Below are 18102 nucleotides of genomic sequence, written 5' to 3'. Positions count from 1 at the left end.
GTAAAAGAAAGAAAAGGGGGCTGGGTCAGGCGGAAGGCCGACAGCCCATGCTCGTGACGCGCACGTAGTCCACGTGGCGGCGGCGAACGAGCATCGGAGGCATGGGCCCAAGGGTAACGCGCTCCCGCAACGACCCCGCCGGCCCGGTGTCGCCTCAGCCCAGTGATTCCTCCAGCACCAGTGCCCACTGGGCGAGCACGCGCTCGCGGCGGGCGGTGTCGTCGGTGAGGAGGTTGGCGAGGCCCAGGCCGCGGGCCATGTCGAGCAGGCCCTGGACGGTCTCCCGGACGCCGGGGCGGGACTCGTCGGCGCCGAGCAGGTCGACGGCGATGCGGTGGGTCTCGCGGCCCACGCGGGCCTCCAGCTCGGTCACGCGCGGGCGCAGCTGCTCCTCGTCGGAGGCGGCGACCCACAGGTGGAGGGCGGCGCGGAAGAGGGGGCCGGTGTAGAGGTCGACGAGGGCGAAGACGACGGCGCGGCGGTCTGCGGCGCCGTCCGGGAAGAGTGCGCGCAGGGCGGTGGAGCGTTCTTCGGCCACGTACTCGACGGCGGCCGTGAACAGGTCCTCGCGGGTCGGGAAGTGGTGCTGGGCGGCGCCCCGCGAGACGCCGGCGCGTTCGGCGACGACGGAGACGGTGGAGCCTGCCCAGCCGTGCTCGGCCAGGCAGGCCACGGCGGCCTCCAGGAGCCGCTGCCGGGTGGCCCGGCTGCGGTCCTGCTTGGGTACGCGGTCGCGTTCCGCCGTACTCACACCACCCATGCCGCATCCCGTCTTTCCAGGAAGGCCGTCATCCCCTCCCGGGCGTGGGGGGTGGAGAACAGCCGGGCCGAGAGCGCGGTCAGCTGGGCCGCGTCCCGGTCGAACGTCTCCAGCACCCTAGCCGTGAGCAGCTGTTTCGTCTCGGCCAGTGCCTGTGGGGAGGAGCGGCGCAGGCCGTCGAGGACGGGGGCCAGGGCTTCGTCGACGTCGTCGGCGGTGGTGGTGAGCAGGCCCAGGCGTACGGCCTCGGCGGGGGCGAAGCGTTCGCCGGTGAGGTAGTAGCGGGCGAGGGCGCGGGGGTCGGTGCGCGGGATCACCGGGAGGGAGATCACCGCGGGGGCGACGCCGATGCGGACCTCGGTGAAGGCGAAGGTGGCCGCGGTGGAGGCGGCGGCGATGTCGCAGGCGGCGAGGAGGCCGAGGCCGCCCGCGCGGACGTGTCCGGTGATCCGGGCGAGCACGGGTCTGGGCAGTTCCACGATCTGCCGGAGCAGGCCCACGAAGGCGTCCGGGTCGGGTGGGTCGCGCAGGTCGGCGCCGGCGCAGAAGGTGGTGCCGGTGTGGGTGAGGACGACCGCGCGGACGTCCGGGTCCTTGCCGCAGTCGGTCAGGGCCTCGGTGAGTTCGGCGACGAGGGCGGCCGAGAGGGCGTTGCGGGTGCCGGTGGAGTCCAGGCTGAGGGTTTCGACGCCGCGTGCGCGTGTGCGTCCGACGAGTGCGCTCATGTGTGCTCCCTGAGCCGGCGGCGCAGGATCTTCCCGGTGGCCGCGCGGGGGACGGTGTCGATGAAGGTGATGCGGCGGACGCGTTTGTAGGGGGCGACGCGTTCGGCGACGTAGAGCATGATGTCGTTCTCGCTGAGGTCGGCGGCGGTGGGCTGGCGGACGACGAAGGCGTGCGGGATCTCGTTGCCGTCCTCGTTGCGGCCGCCGACGACGGCGGCGTCGGCGATGCCGGGGTGGGTGAGCAGGAGGGCCTCCAGTTCGGCGGGGGCCACCTGGAAGCCCTTGTACTTGATGAGTTCCTTGACGCGGTCGACGACGAAGAGCCAGCCGTCGGCGTCGACGTGCCCGATGTCCCCGGTGTGCAGCCAGCCGTCGGCGTCGATCATGTCGGCGGTGGCGTCGGGGCGGCCGAGGTAGCCCTTCATCACCTGGGGGCCGCGGATGAGGATCTCGCCGGGCTCTCCGGGGGCGAGGTCCTTGCCGGGGTCGTCCAGGGAGACGATCCGCATCCCGGTGCCGGCGATGAGCTTGCCGACCGTGCCGGGGGGCGCGTGGTGCAGGGCGTCGAGCGGGACGACGTGGGTGCCGGGCGACAGCTCGGTCATGCCGTAGGCCTGGCCGATCGGGGGCAGGCCGAGGCGTTCGGCGCAGGCGGCGGCGAGGGCGGCGTCCAGGGGGGCGGCGGCGCTGATGACGTACTTCAGGGACGAGAGGTCGTAGCGGGCGACCGCCGGGTGTTTGGCGAGGGCGAGGACGATCGGCGGGGCCACGTACAGGCCGGTGATGCGGTGGTTCTCGATGGCGGCGAGGAAGGTCTCGAGGTCGAAGCGGGGCAGGACGACGACCGTGGCGCCCTTGCGCAGGGGGGCGTTCATCAGGGCGGTGAGGCCGTAGATGTGGAAGAACGGCAGCACGGCGAGGATGCGGTCGCCGGGGCCGGCCGGGACGGGGGGTTCCAGCTGGGCGAGGTTGGTGGCGATCTGCCGGTGGGTGAGCATGACGCCCTTGGGGACGCCGGTGGTGCCGGAGGAGTACGGCAGCGCGGCGACGTCCTCGGCGGGGTCGAAGTCGATCTGCGGTTCGGGTGCGGTGGAGGCGAGCATGTCGATCAGCGAGCGGTGTCCGGGTGCGTTGTCGCACACGAATATCTCCCGTACGCCGCCCGCGAGTTCGGCGGCCCGGCGGGCGGACTCCAGCAGTGGGGAGACGGTGACGATCCACCGGGCGCCGCTGTCGTCGAGCTGTTTGGCGAACTCCTCGGGTGTGGCGAGCGGGTGCACGGTGGTGACGGAGGCGCCCGCGCGGGTGGCCCCGTAGAAGGCGGTCGGGAAGGCGATCGTGTTGGGGCTGTGCAGGGCGAGGACGTCGCCCTTGCGTACGCCGGCGTCGGCGAGAGCGGCGGCCAGCCGCCGGTGGAACCGGTCCACTTGCTCGTACGTGAGGGTGGTGCCGTCCGTGCCGTCGATGAGGGCCGGCTGGTCGCCGAATTCGGCGGCGCGGCCCAGGACGGCCTCGTGGATGGGGAGTTCTACGGGCGGGACGTCTGCGTACTCGCTGCGGAACACGGTTCCTCCAAGCGGCTGCTGCGGCTGCGGCCTAGTACGACTTGGGCAGGCCCAGGGTCTGGTGGGAGACGTAGTTGAGAATCATCTCCCGGCTCACCGGAGCAATACGAGCCACGCGCGCGGCAGTTATCAACGAGGCGAGTCCGAATTCGCGCGTGAGGCCGTTGCCGCCGAGGGTGTGCACGGCCTGGTCGACGGCCTTCACGCAGGCTTCCCCGGCCGCGTACTTGGCCATGTTGGCGGCCTCGCCCGCGCCGACGTCGTCGCCGGCGTCGTACAGATGGGCCGCCTTCTGCATCATCAGCCGGGCCAGTTCCAGGTCGATGTGCGCCTGCGCCAGGGGGTGGGCGATCGCCTGGTGGGCGCCGATGGGGGCCTTCCAGACCGTACGGTCGCGGGCGTACTCGATCGCCTTGGAGAGGGCGTAGCGGCCCATGCCGATCGCGAAGGCGGCGGTCATGATGCGCTCGGGGTTGAGTCCGGCGAACAGCTGGAGCAGGCCGGCGTCCTCTCCCCCACTGCCGAAAGCGTGGGAGGTGCCCCCACCGACGAGCGCGTCGGCGGGGAGTCGTACGTCGTCCAGAACCAGCTCGAACTGCTTCTCGGCGGCGGCGAGCTCCATGTCGATGGGGTGCTTCTGGAAGCCCTCGGCGTCCGTCGGGACGATGAACAGGCAGGGCTTGAGGCTTCCGGTGCGGGCGTCCTCGGTGCGGCCGACGATCAGGACGGCGTCCGCCATGTCGACACCGGAGATGAAGACCTTCCGGCCGCTGAGGAGCCAGTCGGTGCCGTCCCGGCGGGCCGTGGTCGTGATGCGGTGGCTGTTGGAGCCGGCGTCGGGCTCGGTGATGCCGAAGGCCATGAGGCGGGTGCCGTCGGCGAGGGCGGGCAGCCAGGTGCGCTTCTGTTCCTCCGTGCCGAAGCGGGAGATCACTGTGCCGCAGATGGCGGGTGAGACCACGAGCATGAGCAGCGGGGAACCCGCCGCGCCCAGCTCTTCCAGGACGATGGAGAGTTCCGTGATGCCGCCGCCCCCGCCGCCGTGCTCCTCCGGGAGGTTGACACCGAGGTAGCCGAGCTTGCCGGCCTCGGACCAGAGTTCGGTGAGGGGCTTGCCCTCGGCGACGGTGCGGGTGAGGTAGTCGCGGCCGTAACGCTTGCCGAGGGCGGCGACGGCGGCCCGGAGGGCCTTGTGCTCTTCGGACTCGATGACGGGAGTCATGGGGCTCCTAAGAAGAGGTTTCCTGTACGACGGCGAGCAACATGCCCGGCTCCACCTGCTGCCCGGCCCTGACGTGCAGGGCGCTGAGCGTTCCGGTGACGGGCGCGGCGATCTGGTGCTGCATCTTCATCGCCTCCAGCCAGATCAGGGGCCGGCCCGCCTGTACGGCCGCGCCCTGTACCAGGCCTTCGGCGATGCGCACGACCGTGCCGGGCATCGGAGCCAGCAGGGAGCCGGGGGCGAGCTGGGCGGTGGGATCGGGGAAGCGGGGCAGGGCGGTGAGGCGGGATCCGTTGACGTACACCTGGTCGCCGTAGCGTGTGACGTCGAACTTGCGCTGTACGCCGTCCGCTTCGAGTACGACTCTGCGCGCGTCGGCGTGCACGACCCGCACTCCCTCGGCCGCGAGGCCGTCCCTGGTGTGCCGGTAGCGGACCTCGTGCTCCTCGCCCGCCATCTCGTACCGCTTGATCTGCGGCTGGGACGCCACGTTGCGCCAGCCGCCGAAGCGGGAGCGGCCGTGGGCGTCGGCGAGGGCGGCGGCCAGGGGGGCGTACGGGGCGGGTGCGGGCTCGGTCAGGTCGGTGAGGTGGCGGTCGTAGAAGCCGGTGTCCATGCGGGCGCTCACGAACTCGGTGTGGCGCAGGGAGCGCACCAGCAGGTCCCTGTTGGTGACCGGGCCGTGGAGGTCCGCTCGCTCCAGCGCGCCCGCGAGTCTGCGGATCGCCTCCGCGCGTGTGGGGGCGTGAGCGACGACCTTGGCGAGCATCGGGTCGTAGTGGACGCCGATGGTGTCGCCGTCGGTGTAGCCCGTGTCGAGGCGGCTGCCTGCGGGTACGGCGAGGCGGTGCAGAGTGCCGGTCTGCGGGGCCCAGTCGCGGGCGGGGTCCTCGGCGTACAGGCGGGCTTCGACGGCGTGCCCCTGTGCGCGGGGCGGTTCGGCGGGGAGGGGGTGGCCCTCGGCGACGCGGAGCTGTTCGGCGACCAGGTCGAGGCCGAAGACCGCTTCCGTGACGGGGTGTTCGACCTGGAGGCGGGTGTTCATCTCCAGGAAGTGGGCCCTGCCGGCGGCGACCAGGAACTCGACCGTGCCGGCGCCCGTGTAGGACACGGACCGGGCGGCGCGCACGGCCAGCGCGTACAGCTCCTCGGTGAGCCGGGGGGTCAGGTCCGGTGCCGGAGCCTCCTCGATCACCTTCTGGTGGCGGCGCTGCAGGGAGCAGTCGCGGGTGCCGAGCGTCCAGACGGTGCCGTGGGTGTCGGCGAGGATCTGCACCTCGACGTGGCGGCCGTCCTCGATGTACGGCTCGACGAAGACCTCGCCGTCGCCGAAGGCGCTCGCGGCCTCGGCGCGCGCGCCCTCCAGTGCGGACGGCAGCTCCTCCAGGGCGCGCACGATGCGCATCCCGCGCCCGCCGCCACCGGCGGCCGCCTTCACGAGCACCGGCAGGTCGGCCTCGGTGACCTCGCCCAGGGGTGCGATCCCCATCAGCTCCTTGGCGCGTGTCTTGGACGCCATCGCCTCGATCGCCTCGGGCGGCGGCCCGATCCAGACCAGGCCCGCGTCGAGGACCGCACGGGCGAACTCGGGGTTCTCGGAGAGGAAGCCGTACCCGGGGTGCACGGCGTCCGCGCCGGCGGCCAGCGCCGCCTTCACGATCAGGTCGCCGCGCAGATACGTCTCGGCGGGCGTCGCCCCCGGCAACCGTACCGCCGTGTCGGCCACGCGCGCGTGGAGCGCGTTCTCGTCGGCGTCCGAGTGCACGGCGACCGTCCGGATTCCCAGCTCACCGCAGGTGCGGAAGATCCGGCAGGCGATCTCGCCCCGGTTGGCGACCAGCAGAGTCGAAATCATGAGCCTCACATCCGGAAGACGCCGAAGCCGCCGCGGGCGCCCTCGTAGGGGGCGGTGTGGATCGCGGACAGGCACAGGCCGAGGACGGTGCGGGTGTCGCGCGGGTCGATGACGCCGTCGTCGTACAACCGCCCGGACAGGAACATCGGCAGCGACTCGGACTCGATCTGCTGCTCCACCATGGAGCGCAGGGCCGCGTCCGTGTCCTCGTCGTACGGCTGCCCCTTCGCCGCCGCCGACTGCCGGGCGACGATCGAGAGCACGCCCGCGAGCTGCTGCGGGCCCATGACGGCCGACTTGGCGCTGGGCCAGGCGAACAGGAAGCGGGGGTCGTAGGCCCGCCCGCACATGCCGTAGTGGCCGGCGCCGTACGACGCGCCCATCAGCACCGACAGATGCGGGACCCTGCTGTTGCTGACCGCGTTGATCATCATCGCGCCGTGCTTGATGATCCCGCCCTGTTCGTACTCCTTGCCGACCATGTAGCCGGTGGTGTTGTGGAGGAACAGGAGCGGGATGTCGCGCTGGTTGGCGAGCTGGATGAACTGGGCGGCCTTCTGCGACTCCGCGCTGAACAGGACGCCCTGGGCGTTCGCCAGGATGCCGACCGGATAGCCGTGCAGGCTTGCCCAGCCGGTCGCGAGGCTCGTCCCGTACAGCGGCTTGAACTCGTCGAAGTCGGAGGCGTCGACCAGACGGGCGATGACCTCGCGCGGGTCGAAGGGGATCTTCAGGTCGCCGGGGACGATGCCGAGCAGTTCGTCCTCGTCGTACTTGGGCGGGGCCGCCGGGCCCGGATCGCCGTGCGCCTTGCGGTGGTTGAGGCGGGCGACGACCCGGCGGGCCTGGCGCAGGGCGTCCTGCTCGTCCACGGCGAAGTAGTCGGCGAGGCCCGACACGCGCGCGTGCATCTCGGCGCCGCCGAGCGACTCGTCGTCGCTCTCCTCGCCGGTCGCCATCTTCACCAGCGGCGGCCCGCCGAGGAACACCTTCGCCCGCTCCTTGACCATGATCACGTGGTCGGACATGCCGGGGACGTACGCCCCGCCGGCGGTGGAGTTGCCGAAGACGACGGCGACGGTCGGGATGCCGGCGGCGGACAGCCGGGTGAGGTCCCGGAAGATGGCGCCGCCCGGAATGAAGATCTCCTTCTGGGACGGCAGGTCGGCACCTCCGGACTCCACGAGGCTGATGCAGGGCAGCCGGTTGGCGAGCGCGATGTCGTTGGCGCGCAGGGCCTTCTTCAGGCTCCACGGGTTGCTGGCACCGCCGCGCACGGTCGGGTCGTTGGCGGTGATCAGGCACTCCACGCCCTCGACCACGCCGATTCCGGTGACCAGGGAGGCGCCGACCGTGTAGTCGCTGCCCCAGGCGGCCAGCGGGGACAGCTCCAGGAACGGGGTGTCCGGGTCGAGGAGCAGCTCGATGCGTTCGCGGGCGAGCAGCTTGCCGCGCTTACGGTGCCGCTGGACGTACTTCTCACCGCCGCCCGCGAGCGCCTTGGCGTGCTCGGCCTCCAGGCCGGCGAGCTTTTCTTGCATGGCCTCGCGGTGGGCCTGGTAGTCGGGATGCTGGGTGTCCAGGGCCGTCTCGAGAACGGTCACAGCAGGGCCTCCGGGATGTCCAGGTGGCGGGAGCGCAGCCACTCGCCGAGGGCCTTGGCCTGCGGGTCGAAGCGGTGCTGGGCGGCGACGCCGGCACCGAGGATGCCGGTCACGACGAAGTTGAGGGCACGCAGGTTCGGGAGCACGTGCCGGGCGACGGGCAGCTCCCGGCTCTCGGGGATCAGCTGCCGGAACCTGTCCACGGTCAGCTCGTGGACGAGCCACCGCCAGGCCTCCTCCGACCGCGCCCACACCCCCACGTTGGCGTTCCCGCCCTTGTCCCCGCTGCGGGCACCGGCGACGAGGCCGAGGGGGGCACGGCGGACGGGCCCGGGCGGGAGCTGCTCGGGGAGCGGCGGTTGCGGCAGGTCGTCGGTCACGAGGGTGTCCTGGGCCGGTGCCACGGCCACCCGGCGCCCGTCGTGGAGGACCGCCACATGGTCGACGGCACCATGGGGGACGTACACATCCTCGAAGACCCCATAGGGTGCGCCCTTTCCAGGTGGCGCCAGCACATGGAACCCGGGGTAGCTGGCCAGCGCCAGCTCGATGGCGGCTCCGCTCAGCGCCCGCCCGACGACCTGCTGGTCCGGGTCCCGTACGACGAGCCGCAGCAGCGCACCGGCCGTCTCCTCGGTGTCGGCGTCGGCCCGGTCGGTGCGGACGAGTTCCCAACGGACCTCTTTGGGCGGCGACTTGGTGAGCGCGTCGCCCAGTTGCTCCCGCACAAGATCCGCCTTGGCCTCGATGTCGAGTCCGGTGAGCACGAAGACGACCTCGTTGCGGAAGCCGCCGAGCCGGTTGAGTCCGGTCTTGAGCGTCGGCGGGGGCGCCTCCCCGCGCACCCCCTCGATCCGCACCCGGTCCGGTCCCTCCTGGCTCAGCCGTGCGGTGTCCAGCCGGGTGGTGACGTCGGGGCCGAGGTACCGGGCGCCGCCGGTCTCGTAGAGCAGCTGCGCGGTGACCGTGCCGACGTCGACGAAGCCGCCGGTGCCGGGGTGCTTGGTGATGACACTGCTGCCGTCCGCGTGGATCTCGGCGAGCGGGAAGCCGGGGCGGCGTACGTCACCCTCACGGAAGAAGGAGTAGTTCCCGCCGGTCGCCTGTGTCCCGCACTCCAGCACATGCCCGGCGACGACGGCCCCGGCGAGGCGGTCGTACTCCGTGGGCTGCCAGCCGAAGTGGGCGGCGGCGGGCCCGGTGACGAGCGCCGCGTCGGTCACCCGGCCGGTGATCACGACGTCGGCACCGGCCCGCAGGCACTCGGCGATCCCGAACCCGCCGAGATAGGCATGGGCGGCGAGGGCGCCGGGATGTTCGGCGGTCAGGTCGTCACCCTCGACATGGGCGACCCGCACCGGAATGCCGAGCCGGTCCGCCACCTGCCGCACAGCGGCCGCGAGTCCGGCCGGATTCAGACCGCCCGCGTTGGTGACGATCCGCACCCCGCGCTCGTGGGCGAGGCCGAGACAGTCCTCCAGTTGCCGCAGGAAGGTGCGTGCGTATCCGGCGGCCGGGTCCTTCAGCCGGTCCCGGCCGAGGATCAGCATGGTCAGCTCGGCGAGATAGTCGCCGGTGAGGACGTCGACCTCGCCGCCGGTGAGCATCTCGCGCAGGGCGTCCGCGCGGTCCCCGTAGAAGCCGGAGAAGTTGCCGATGCGCAACGGGTTCACCGGCCGTCCTCCTTGGGCGGGCGGCCGGTGCCGGGCGGGCCCGCGAAGGCCTGCGCGATGCCGAGCCAGCGGTCGGCGTCCGGGCCTTCGGCGTGGAGGGCGAGGTCGGCACGGTGGGCGCGCTGGGTGACCAGGAGGCAGAAGTCGAGGGCGGAGCCGGTGACGCGTTGCGGGGCGTCTTGGGGACCGAAGGCCCACAGGGCGCCGGAGGGTGCGGTCAGTTCGACACGGAACTCCTCGGCCGGCGGGGTCAGTCCGTGCACCCCGAAGGCGAAGTCGCGGGTCCGCACCCCGAGCCGGACCACATGCCGGAGCCGGTCGGAGGGGTGGCGCACCACACCCAGGGCGTCGGCGACGTCCAGTGCGTGGGCCCAGGTCTCCATGAGCCGGGCGGTGGCCATGGAGGCGGCCGACATGGGTGGGCCGTACCAGGGGAAACGAGCGCCGGCCGGCGCCTCGCGGAGAGCCGCGTCCAGGGCGGATCGTCCCGCGCGCCACGTCGACAGCAGCTCCGCGACCGGGAGCCGGGCGCCCTCCTCCGCACCCTCGTCGACGAACGAGCCGGGACGGGTGAGCGCCTTCTCGACCAGCGCCTGGAAGGCGTCGGCGTCGGTGACGGCCAGCAGCGCCGAGCGGTCGGTCCAGGCGAGGTGAGCGATCTGGTGGGCGACGGTCCAGCCGGGCGCGGGAGTCGGAAGCCTCCACTGCTCGGTACTCAACTCGGCCACAAGCAGGTCGAGTTCGTCGCTTTCGGCACGCAGGTCGTCGATGACGGGCGTCGGGTCGGCCATGGCAGGGAGCATGGCAGCGGCCCGAGAAACAATCAAGCATGCTTGCATTAATTTGCCGGACGGGCTGCACGATCCGCCGGACTCGGGCGGGTCCCGGGACAGGGTGACGTTCTCCGATCACCGACTCCGGTGAGCACGGACACCGCTACCGTCAGTGAGGGGAGGTGATGGTGTGCGCAGCCGTGAACTGGATCCGAGCGCGTCGCCGTTGGACTACTACGGCTATGAGCTGCGGCGGGCGCGGGAGGCGGCGGGGCTGACGCTGGCGCAGCTCGGTTCGATCGTCTTCTGCACGGGGTCGCTGATCGGCCAGATCGAAACGGCGACGAGGGTGCCGCAACGGGACTTCTCCGAGCGGCTCGACGCGGCGTTGGGGACGGATGGGTTGTTCTCCAGGCTGGTCGGACTGGTGCTGCGGAGCCAGTTGCCCAGTTGGTTTCAGCCGTATGCGGAGATGGAGGCGAAGGCGGCGTACATCTCCACGTACCAGGCGCAGTTGGTCTACGGGCTTCTCCAGACAAAGGCCTACGCAAGAGCGGTGCTCGGCATCCGGGACGACGGCAATCTCGACGGCAAGGTGGCCGCTCGTCTGGATCGCCAGCGCATCCTGGACCGTGATCAACCTCCAGTCGCGTGGGTGGTGCTGAGCGAGGCGGTGTTGCATCAGGAGGTCGGCGGCCGGGAGGTCATGCGGGAACAACTGACGTACCTGCTGGAAATGCGGAAGCGCACCTGGCTGGACATCCAAGTGCTGCCGTTCGAGGCCGGGGCGCACACAGGGTTGATGGGTTCGTTCAATCTTCTGCGCTTCGAGAAAGACCCCGACATCGTCTACACCGAGGACTTCCTCCAAGGGCACATGACGGCCAATCCACAAGCTTTCAAGGAGGGTTCGGTCCGTTACGATCACCTGCAAGCGGCCGCCCTCTCCATGGACGACTCGGCGGCCCTGATCGCCCGCGTAATGGAGGAACGGTATGGGAACGACCCTGAACCTGACGGGCATAGCGTGGCGTAAGTCGTCGTACAGCGGCGACACCGGCGGTGACTGTGTGGAGGTCGCCGATCTCACCCCCTGCACAGCCGTCCGCGACTCCAAGAACCCGCAGAGCCCCGCCCTCGTGTTCCCGGCCCGTGCCTGGTCGGCGTTCCTGGAGTCGGTGAAGGGCTGATCCGGCGACTGACGGCGTCACTCGGAGCCGGCCACCCGCCATCTGCGCACCAGGTCCCCCTCCGTGGTCAGCCAGGTGCCGTCGCCGAGGGCGAGCGGATCGGAACAGGTGGTGCCGGGGTAGTCGAGTTCGCAGACCGGCTGGAGCGTGCGGCCGTCCAGGATCAGGTGACGGTTGTCCTCCGCGCCCTCCTCCTCGGCGACGGCCACGACGATGCGCTCCCGGTCGAGGAAGCCGGGGCGTTGGCCGACGAAGCGCAGGCCTTCGGGCAGGACGTCCTCGGCTTCGACCAGGACCTCGTCCGAGCCGACTTCGCAGCGGCTCATCCACTCACCTCCGACGTCCAGTTGGAGGACCGCGCCGTCGAGGCTCACTCCGGCGAACGGTTCGTCGTCGCCGAAGGGTTCGGCGTGTACGGTGTCGCCCTCCAGGGTCAGCATGCGTGAGTAGAACGTGTCGTCCTGCAGGGCGTCGAGGAAGATCTGCGCGGGATCCGTGAGCGACTGCTGGAAGATGTAGCCCGCGCTCGCGGAGGGCAGCGTCGTGTGCGTGACGGTCCGGCCGTCGCTCAGCTCCAGGACGACACACCGGTCACCGGGATAGGAGCGGTCCGTCATGCCGGGCCCGGTGGTCGTGACGAGCAGGCGGCTGCCCCCGCCGTCGGTGACGCATGCGGGGCCTCCGGTCTTCGCGTCGGGCCACGGCTCGAAATCATGCGTCCACCGCACCCGCGCATCGGCGTCGTAGACCGTGACGCGCCCGTTGACGGCCACCGCCAGCCCGCCGTCGGGCAGCGGCGACACGAATCCCCGTGACGCGCCGGGTTCGGTGGAGGGGAGGCGTCGCCGCTCGGCGAAGACCCGGGAGCCCTCCGCGGCCACCCGGCCCGCCACGATCTCGCCCCCGTGCTCCGCGACCAGCCAGCAGGCCTGGTGGCGCACCAGGAAGGTGTCGAGGTTCTCGCGGGCGCGGGCGGTGCGCCCCGGGAGTTCTTCCTCCGCGAGGAGTTCGGCGTTGGTACGTGCGTAGTCCATGGTGGTGGCGAGGGGGAGCAGAAGTTCGTGCACACGCTATTGGATGCGACGCCGTGGGTGGGCAGCCAGTCCGGCTTCTCCTTCCCCGCCTTCAACGGGTGGAGGTAGGCGAGGATGTTCTGCTCCGCGTGACCGCCCTTCACCTTCGGCGGCACATTGATGTAGGCGTGGCTCGATCAGGTTTAGCTGTCTCCCGTGGCCCGTTCCCAGGCGTCACGGACCGCTGCGGGGATGCGGCCCCGGAGAGGAACGTCGTAGCCGTTGGCCCTGGCCCATGCTCGGATGTCGTCAGGGTTGACGGGCGGACGAACGCGAGGCATGGGGGGCACTCCTTCGCTCGGAACGGAAGCCGTGAAGCCGATGTCTCCCTGAAGAAGGTCCTTCGGGAACATGGGTACGGCCGTCTCTCCGCTCAGAACGGCCACGAGGAACGCCGAGAGCGTGCCGGCGAAGCTGAACCAGCGAGGCCCACGAGCCTCGTTGACGGCGATCTGCCAGGCATCCGGCGAGTCCGGCGGAGCGCCGACCCAGAAGAGATGCTCGCCGTTGTCGGTTGCCCCCATGGGAAACAGGAGCCGCGGGTCGTACGGCACGGGATGCGTCCCCTGCTCGTAGTCCTTCTGGAGCTGTTCCCGGATACGGGCAGGCATGGGGCCGGTGAGGTCGACGTACTGGGTGTATCCGAGTGGATGGTAGATGTGGATGAAATCGGCGAAGCGTCCGGGACCGTAGACGGACGCAAGTCGCTTGTAGTCCGCGGGGAGCGGCATGCCGAGTCGCGCCTCTATCGCCGCCCAGTCGACGGAAGGGGGCGCAGTCGGCGGCGGGCAGAGTCGGATGAGGTCGTCGATGGAGGAGGTCATTCGATACCCAGTCTGCGTCGGTTCTGCTGTGCGGCGTGGTCGGGGTTCTCGAAGTCGGCTTGGAGATTGAACCCTTTGTGCCCGTCAGCTTCCATGGTGATCCATTTCGGCACCGAGGTCTTCTCGTCATCCGTGTACTCGAGGTAGACGCTGTACTGCACGATCTCCCCGTCGCGCTTGTCCACGGCGTCGTATATGGACTGCTCCAGATCCCGCATATGAGGCGAGTTGGTGGGATTCTGGGTAATGGTAAAGAGGTTGTCCGGAATATCACCCGATCCGCCGAGCATACGAGCCAGCATGTGCCCACGGCCCTGGTTGTGATCCGTCCCATGCACGAACCCTGGCGGCCGAATGGACTGCCGCGCATCGGTTCCCTCGTCGAGCATGGCCCTCGTGATCGTGGCGTGCATCTCGTACGGACGGCCGTGCTCGTCCTCGACCCATACAACGCGTCCTCCCCAGGTCGGGTCGGCCTCGCAGCCCGCGAGCCCCAGGGGGTCCACCAGGGTGAGCGGGTTGGGTACGTAGGCGTAGTGGTTGACGGCCGGGGCCAGGCCCAGTGGATCGGGGGATGCGTAGCGGCCGAGGTCGGGGTCGTAGTAGCGGTTGACGTTGTAGTGGAGGCCGGTCTCCTGGTCGAAGTACTGGCCCGGGTAGCGCAGCGGGGTGTACGCCGTGGCCGTGCGGTGGGACTGGGTGGCGCCCCAAGCCGTGCTCCGGCCGCGCCACGCGAGGGAGCCGTCGGGCGCGACGAGTTCGCCGGGAGCTCCGGAGAGTTCCGTGACGATCGCGAAGAAGCGCCGGCCGGTCTCCTCCTGCGTGCGGCCGGCCTTGGACTCGCGCTGGGCCAGCGGACGCAGACCCACGTAGTCCCAGACCAGGGTGATGCCGTTGCCCTGCTGTTCGGCCAGCTGGGCCCCGTCCCAGCAGAAGGTGGTGGCTTCCGCGATCCGGCCCTGGCTGTCCATGCGCTGCTTGGCGATGCGGCGGCCCAGGGCGTCGTACAGGTAGCGCCAGTGGGAGTCCCCGGGAGCTTCGACCTGGGTGAGGCGGTCCTCGGCGTCCCACGTGAAGGTCCAGGTGAGGGTCTTTCCGCTCAGGGTGGTGGTGCGGCGCCGGACGAGGCGTCCCTGGGCGTCGTATTCGTAGCGGGTACGACCGGCCCGGGTGACCCGGCTGCCCGCATAGTGGCGGTCCCCGGTGGCGTCCTGGCCCGGCGCGCCCGTCGGCAGGACGCTGTGGGTCTGGTCACCGGCTGCGTTGTACGCGTAGCGCTCACTCCAGCCCCGTGCGCTGACGGCCGTGATTCGGCCGGCCTCGTCGACGCTGTAGCTGCGCCGCCCGGTGAGACTGTCCTCGACGGTGTCCGGGGTGCCGTCGGCGCGGTAGGAGTAGGACCGCTCCAGAAGTGTGTCCTGCGGACCGGTGAGCGACTGGCCGACCAGCCGGCCCACGGGGTCCCAGTCCTGCCGCAGGGTGAGTGTGCCGTCCAGGCGCCGCGCGGTCTCGCGGCCGAGCGCGTCGCGCTCGAATCGGAACGTGTGCTCGCCCGCCGTGTACGCGGCCAGCCCTCGCTCGTCGTAGGTGAGGGTGCTGTCGGCACCGGACGGGGTGCGGCGGTGGGTGGGGCGGCCGAGAGCGTCGTAGGCACGGGTGAGGGTGTTGCCGTTGACGCACTCGGACACGATGCGGCCCATCACGTCGCGTTCGAGGTCGATGCGGGCGTGGGGGTTGTTGATCTGGACGACTTGGCCGACGACGTCACGCGTGAAGACTGACGCGGAGCCGTCGTCGTGGCGCAGACTCACGACCCGGCCCATGACGTCGCGTTCGTACGTGAGCGACTGCCCCGCGGCGTTGATGCGGCGTATCAGGCGGCCGAGCGGATCGTGTTCGTAGGCGACGGTGCGCCCGTCGAAATCCGTCTCCGACGTCAGGCGGCCCGCCGCGTCGTAGTGGTAGTGCCACTCGAGACCCTGGGCATTGGTGACGGTCTTCAGCCGCAGCTCGGTGTCGTGGGTGAAGCGGTAGTCACCGCCGTCCGCCGTGTGGGTGGCCGCAGGGCGGTCGAAGTGGGTGACGGCGTGCGCGCTGGTACGTCCGGCCCGGTCGATGTGGCTGACCAGATTGCCCTCTCCGTCCCAGGTCCACTCCTCCCGGGTACCGTCGGGCAGTTGGCGCCAGGCGGGCCTGCCCTCGACCGTCCAGCCCTGCCGAAGGGTCTCGCCCAGGGCGTCGGTGGCCCCGGTGACGCGGCCGAATGCATCCCGGACGAAGGTGGCACGGGCGCCATCGGGTGCAATGACCGCGACAGGCAGGCCGGCGGAGTTGGTCCGGATCCCGGTGACCCGTCCGGCGGCGTCGCGGATGGCCGTCACATGGCCGTGCCCGTCGATCTCGTACTCGGTGCGGGACCCGTCCGGTTCGGTGACGGCGATCAGGTTGCCGCGCGCGTCGTACTCGTGGTGGCGCGCGCGGCCGCCGCGCTCGGTGACGGTCACGGGCAGGCCGAGTTCGTTGAACGTCGCGGTGGTCCGGACACCGTCGGCAGCGGTGAGAGCGACGAGGTTGCCGTTCCCGTCGCGTTCGAGACGAGTGGTGTTGCCCAGTGCGTCTGTGTGCTCGATGAGCCGGTCCTGGGCGTCGAACACGAAGCATGCGGTGTGCCCGAGCGGGTCGGTCTCGGCGGCCACCTGGAGGTGGGAGTTGACGTGGAAGACCCGTACCGCGCCGGTGGAGTCGGTGTAGCGGGTGATCCTGTCGCCGGTGTCCGGGTGCCTGGTGTAGGCGAAGGACGAGGAGAGGAAGCCGTCGGGGCCGACGGTGCGCACGACGCGCCCCTGCTCGTCGTACACATAACGGAAGCTGGAGTCGTTGCGATCCGTCCAGGACGTGACGCGGGCGTCCTCGTCGTAGGTGAACCGGAGAGGCAGACCGGAGGAGTTGACCACCGTCTCGAGGTTGCCGTGCACGTCGTAGCCGAAGCGTCGCACCGTCTCCGGCCCGGACGGAGTACGCAGTGAGAGCGCGTCGACCCGGTCGTCCGCCACGGTCACCAGCACGAGGTATCCGCCTTCGTGCACCACCGCGCCCGGGGCGCCGTCGCTCTCGCGCTCGATGGTGATGCCGACGTGGTTGCGGTTCTCGATCCTGGTCAGCCAGTAGGCGGACGAGGCGTGGTACGGGCTACCGGTGAACAGGCGCACGACGCCGGACGCCGGGTCGGTGATGCGGTAGGTGGTGGTGGCGTCGTGACGGTCTTCGACCGTCAATGTCAGGCGCGGGCCTTCCGACGGCACCACACCCTCCGCATCGGTCTCGGCCGGCAGCCGCGGAAAGACGAGGAGCGAGCCGTCCTCGCGGGCCCAGACCGCCCCGGAGCCGGTCAGCTCGATGCGCTCGTCCAGTGTGGAGGCCCAACTGCGCCCGAACCAGCGCCCGTAGTGGTATTCCGACCGATGCGTTCGCCGCAGCACGAGCGGAAACGCGCCGGGCAGCGCCACATCCGTGTCGGTCAGCGTCATCTCGCCCGTGGCGACGTCGACCGGGTCGTTCTCGCACCTCTTCTTGGTCAGCGGGATGGCGTTGCGGCGCGGGTCCGCCGAGGCGCCCTGCAGGGAATCGGGCCTGGTCCGGGTACTCCGTTCGCCGGTGCCCCGGTCGTGGGAGCCGCCGCGGCCGTGGTCGCCCTTCCCCAGCCCGATCGAGTCGACCTTGTCCCGGACACCGTGGTCGTTGTGCTTGTGCAGTCGCGAGGCCGCCTTCACCCGGTCCGGAACGGTCTCGGTGACATGCTTGGCGATCTTGCCGAGGGCCTTCTCGGAGCCGTGCAAAGCGCCTTCGAGGACCGAGTCGAAGGCCTGGGTGAAGGGGTCCTTACCCCTCGTACGGCCGAAGGCGCCCTTGGCGCGGCCGAGTGGGGAGGAGCTGGCCAGGTGCAACTCGCTGCCATGCGAGGAGACCTTGCCGGCGCCGCTCTCGAACTCGTCGTGGTCGATGTGCAGGTCCGCGCCGGCACCGCCGCCGCCTGCGGAGGCGAGGACGAAGCCGCTGCCCGCGCCGCCTGCCGAGGCCAATTGCATGCCGTTGTGGCCGTGGCCGTGCCCGCCGGCACCGCCGCCACCGCCCGCGCCGGCCGGGTCGGGCGGCAGGGAGAAGGCGTCCTCCGCGAGGTTCAGGACCACGTCCTCGACCATCGCCTCGAGCTTGGCGTTGACCGGCTCGGTGACCCGGGCGATCAATTCGTCCACGATGCGGTCGACCGCTTCGTCGATGATTCGTTTCACCAGTTTCCGCATGGCTGCGGTCTCGGCCGCGCCGAGGACGGCGGACAGGCCGCCGGTGACGAACGACAACCCGATGGAGAGGCCCACCGAGCCTGCCATGATGGCGAGTTCGGCCTCCGCCTTGGTCTTCATGCCGAAGATGACGTCCGCGACCACGTCACAGGCCTCGGCGAACAGCCTCGCCAGCTCCGGGATCTTGTCCAGGTGGCCCGCCTTCACCTGGGACCAGTGGGACTGCATCGAGTGGACGGCCCAGCCCCGCGACGAGGCCAGGATGCGTTCCACCGCCTTGTGCGCGTCCGCCCCGTGCCCCTCGAACTTGTCGGCGAAGTCCCGCATGGCGTCGGCCATCTCGCGGTAGTCGTCCTCGTCCACGTTCGGGAAGTTGATGCCGATGAAGTCCAGGATCTCGTCGAGCCATCCCGGCAGGACGTAGCCCATCCCCCGTCAACCGCCTTCCTGTAGCAGCCCGTTACACATCACACGTGCGAATGAACTCTATTCGATTCACTTGACGAATGATCGGTGCCCAGTTCCAAGGCTGTGCGG

13 protein-coding genes are annotated in these 18102 nt (G+C 70.6%); 2 read left to right on the top strand and 11 right to left on the bottom strand.

The genetic code is table 11. The annotated features are described in order from the left end of the window. Positions 1–154: 154 nt before the first annotated feature. From AC07DS_RS11660 to AC07DS_RS11625, 8 genes are read right to left on the bottom strand one after another with little or no spacing between them, the layout of a single operon-like run. On the bottom strand, positions 155–760 hold the full coding sequence (locus tag AC07DS_RS11660) for a TetR/AcrR family transcriptional regulator (protein WP_479144265.1): 606 nt from the start codon (positions 758–760) through the stop codon (positions 155–157). Then, a complete protein-coding gene (locus tag AC07DS_RS11655) occupies positions 748–1485 on the bottom strand; it encodes an enoyl-CoA hydratase family protein (RefSeq protein ID WP_479144264.1) in 738 nt (245 codons plus the stop codon). The genes AC07DS_RS11660 and AC07DS_RS11655 overlap by 13 nt, the downstream gene beginning before the upstream one ends. Then, complete coding sequence (locus AC07DS_RS11650; protein ID WP_479144263.1) at positions 1482–3050, bottom strand: 4-coumarate--CoA ligase family protein; 1569 nt, start codon at positions 3048–3050, stop codon at positions 1482–1484. Before AC07DS_RS11650 ends, AC07DS_RS11655 begins: the two co-directional genes overlap by 4 nt. A gap of 31 nt (positions 3051–3081) precedes the next feature. Then, complete coding sequence (locus AC07DS_RS11645; protein ID WP_479144262.1) at positions 3082–4272, bottom strand: acyl-CoA dehydrogenase family protein; 1191 nt, start codon at positions 4270–4272, stop codon at positions 3082–3084. A 7-nt stretch (positions 4273–4279) separates the two neighbouring features. Further along, a complete protein-coding gene (locus AC07DS_RS11640; protein ID WP_479144261.1) occupies positions 4280–6127 on the bottom strand; it encodes an acetyl/propionyl/methylcrotonyl-CoA carboxylase subunit alpha in 1848 nt (615 codons plus the stop codon). A gap of 5 nt (positions 6128–6132) precedes the next feature. Beyond that, positions 6133–7731 (bottom strand): acyl-CoA carboxylase subunit beta, encoded by a 1599-nt coding sequence (locus AC07DS_RS11635; RefSeq protein ID WP_479144260.1) that lies wholly within the window; start codon positions 7729–7731, stop codon positions 6133–6135. Further along, entirely contained in the window at positions 7728–9404 is a 1677-nt protein-coding gene (locus AC07DS_RS11630; protein WP_479144259.1) for an acyclic terpene utilization AtuA family protein, read from the bottom strand. The genes AC07DS_RS11635 and AC07DS_RS11630 overlap by 4 nt, the downstream gene beginning before the upstream one ends. Further along, positions 9401–10195 (bottom strand): TIGR03084 family metal-binding protein, encoded by a 795-nt coding sequence (locus AC07DS_RS11625; RefSeq protein WP_479144258.1) that lies wholly within the window; start codon positions 10193–10195, stop codon positions 9401–9403. The genes AC07DS_RS11630 and AC07DS_RS11625 overlap by 4 nt, the downstream gene beginning before the upstream one ends. Before the next feature lie 172 nt (positions 10196–10367). Here AC07DS_RS11625 and AC07DS_RS11620 point away from each other — a divergent pair, with 172 nt between their 5' ends. Further along, a complete protein-coding gene (locus AC07DS_RS11620) occupies positions 10368–11213 on the top strand; it encodes a helix-turn-helix domain-containing protein (protein ID WP_479144257.1) in 846 nt (281 codons plus the stop codon). Beyond that, positions 11173–11367, top strand: coding sequence for a DUF397 domain-containing protein (locus AC07DS_RS11615; protein ID WP_479144256.1), 195 nt, complete (start codon positions 11173–11175; stop codon positions 11365–11367). Before AC07DS_RS11620 ends, AC07DS_RS11615 begins: the two co-directional genes overlap by 41 nt. A 17-nt stretch (positions 11368–11384) precedes the next feature. On the opposite strand, the gene AC07DS_RS11610 is transcribed toward AC07DS_RS11615, so the two are convergent. The 3 genes from AC07DS_RS11610 to AC07DS_RS11600 all read right to left on the bottom strand — a co-directional run bounded on the left by AC07DS_RS11610 (position 11385) and on the right by AC07DS_RS11600 (position 17994). After that, positions 11385–12434, bottom strand: a complete 1050-nt coding sequence (locus AC07DS_RS11610; RefSeq protein WP_479144255.1) for a hypothetical protein — start codon at positions 12432–12434, stop codon at positions 11385–11387. Between the two features lie 149 nt (positions 12435–12583). Next, on the bottom strand, positions 12584–13264 hold the full coding sequence (locus tag AC07DS_RS11605) for an SMI1/KNR4 family protein (RefSeq protein ID WP_479144254.1): 681 nt from the start codon (positions 13262–13264) through the stop codon (positions 12584–12586). After that, on the bottom strand, positions 13261–17994 hold the full coding sequence (locus tag AC07DS_RS11600; protein WP_479144253.1) for an RHS repeat-associated core domain-containing protein: 4734 nt from the start codon (positions 17992–17994) through the stop codon (positions 13261–13263). Before AC07DS_RS11600 ends, AC07DS_RS11605 begins: the two co-directional genes overlap by 4 nt. Positions 17995–18102 lie beyond the last annotated feature (108 nt).

The sequence above is a fragment of the Streptomyces sp. NPDC044064 genome (genome assembly GCF_056434245.1).
The sequence above is the reverse complement of the archived record's forward strand: the minus strand, read 5'-3'. Positions and strand labels throughout refer to the sequence as shown.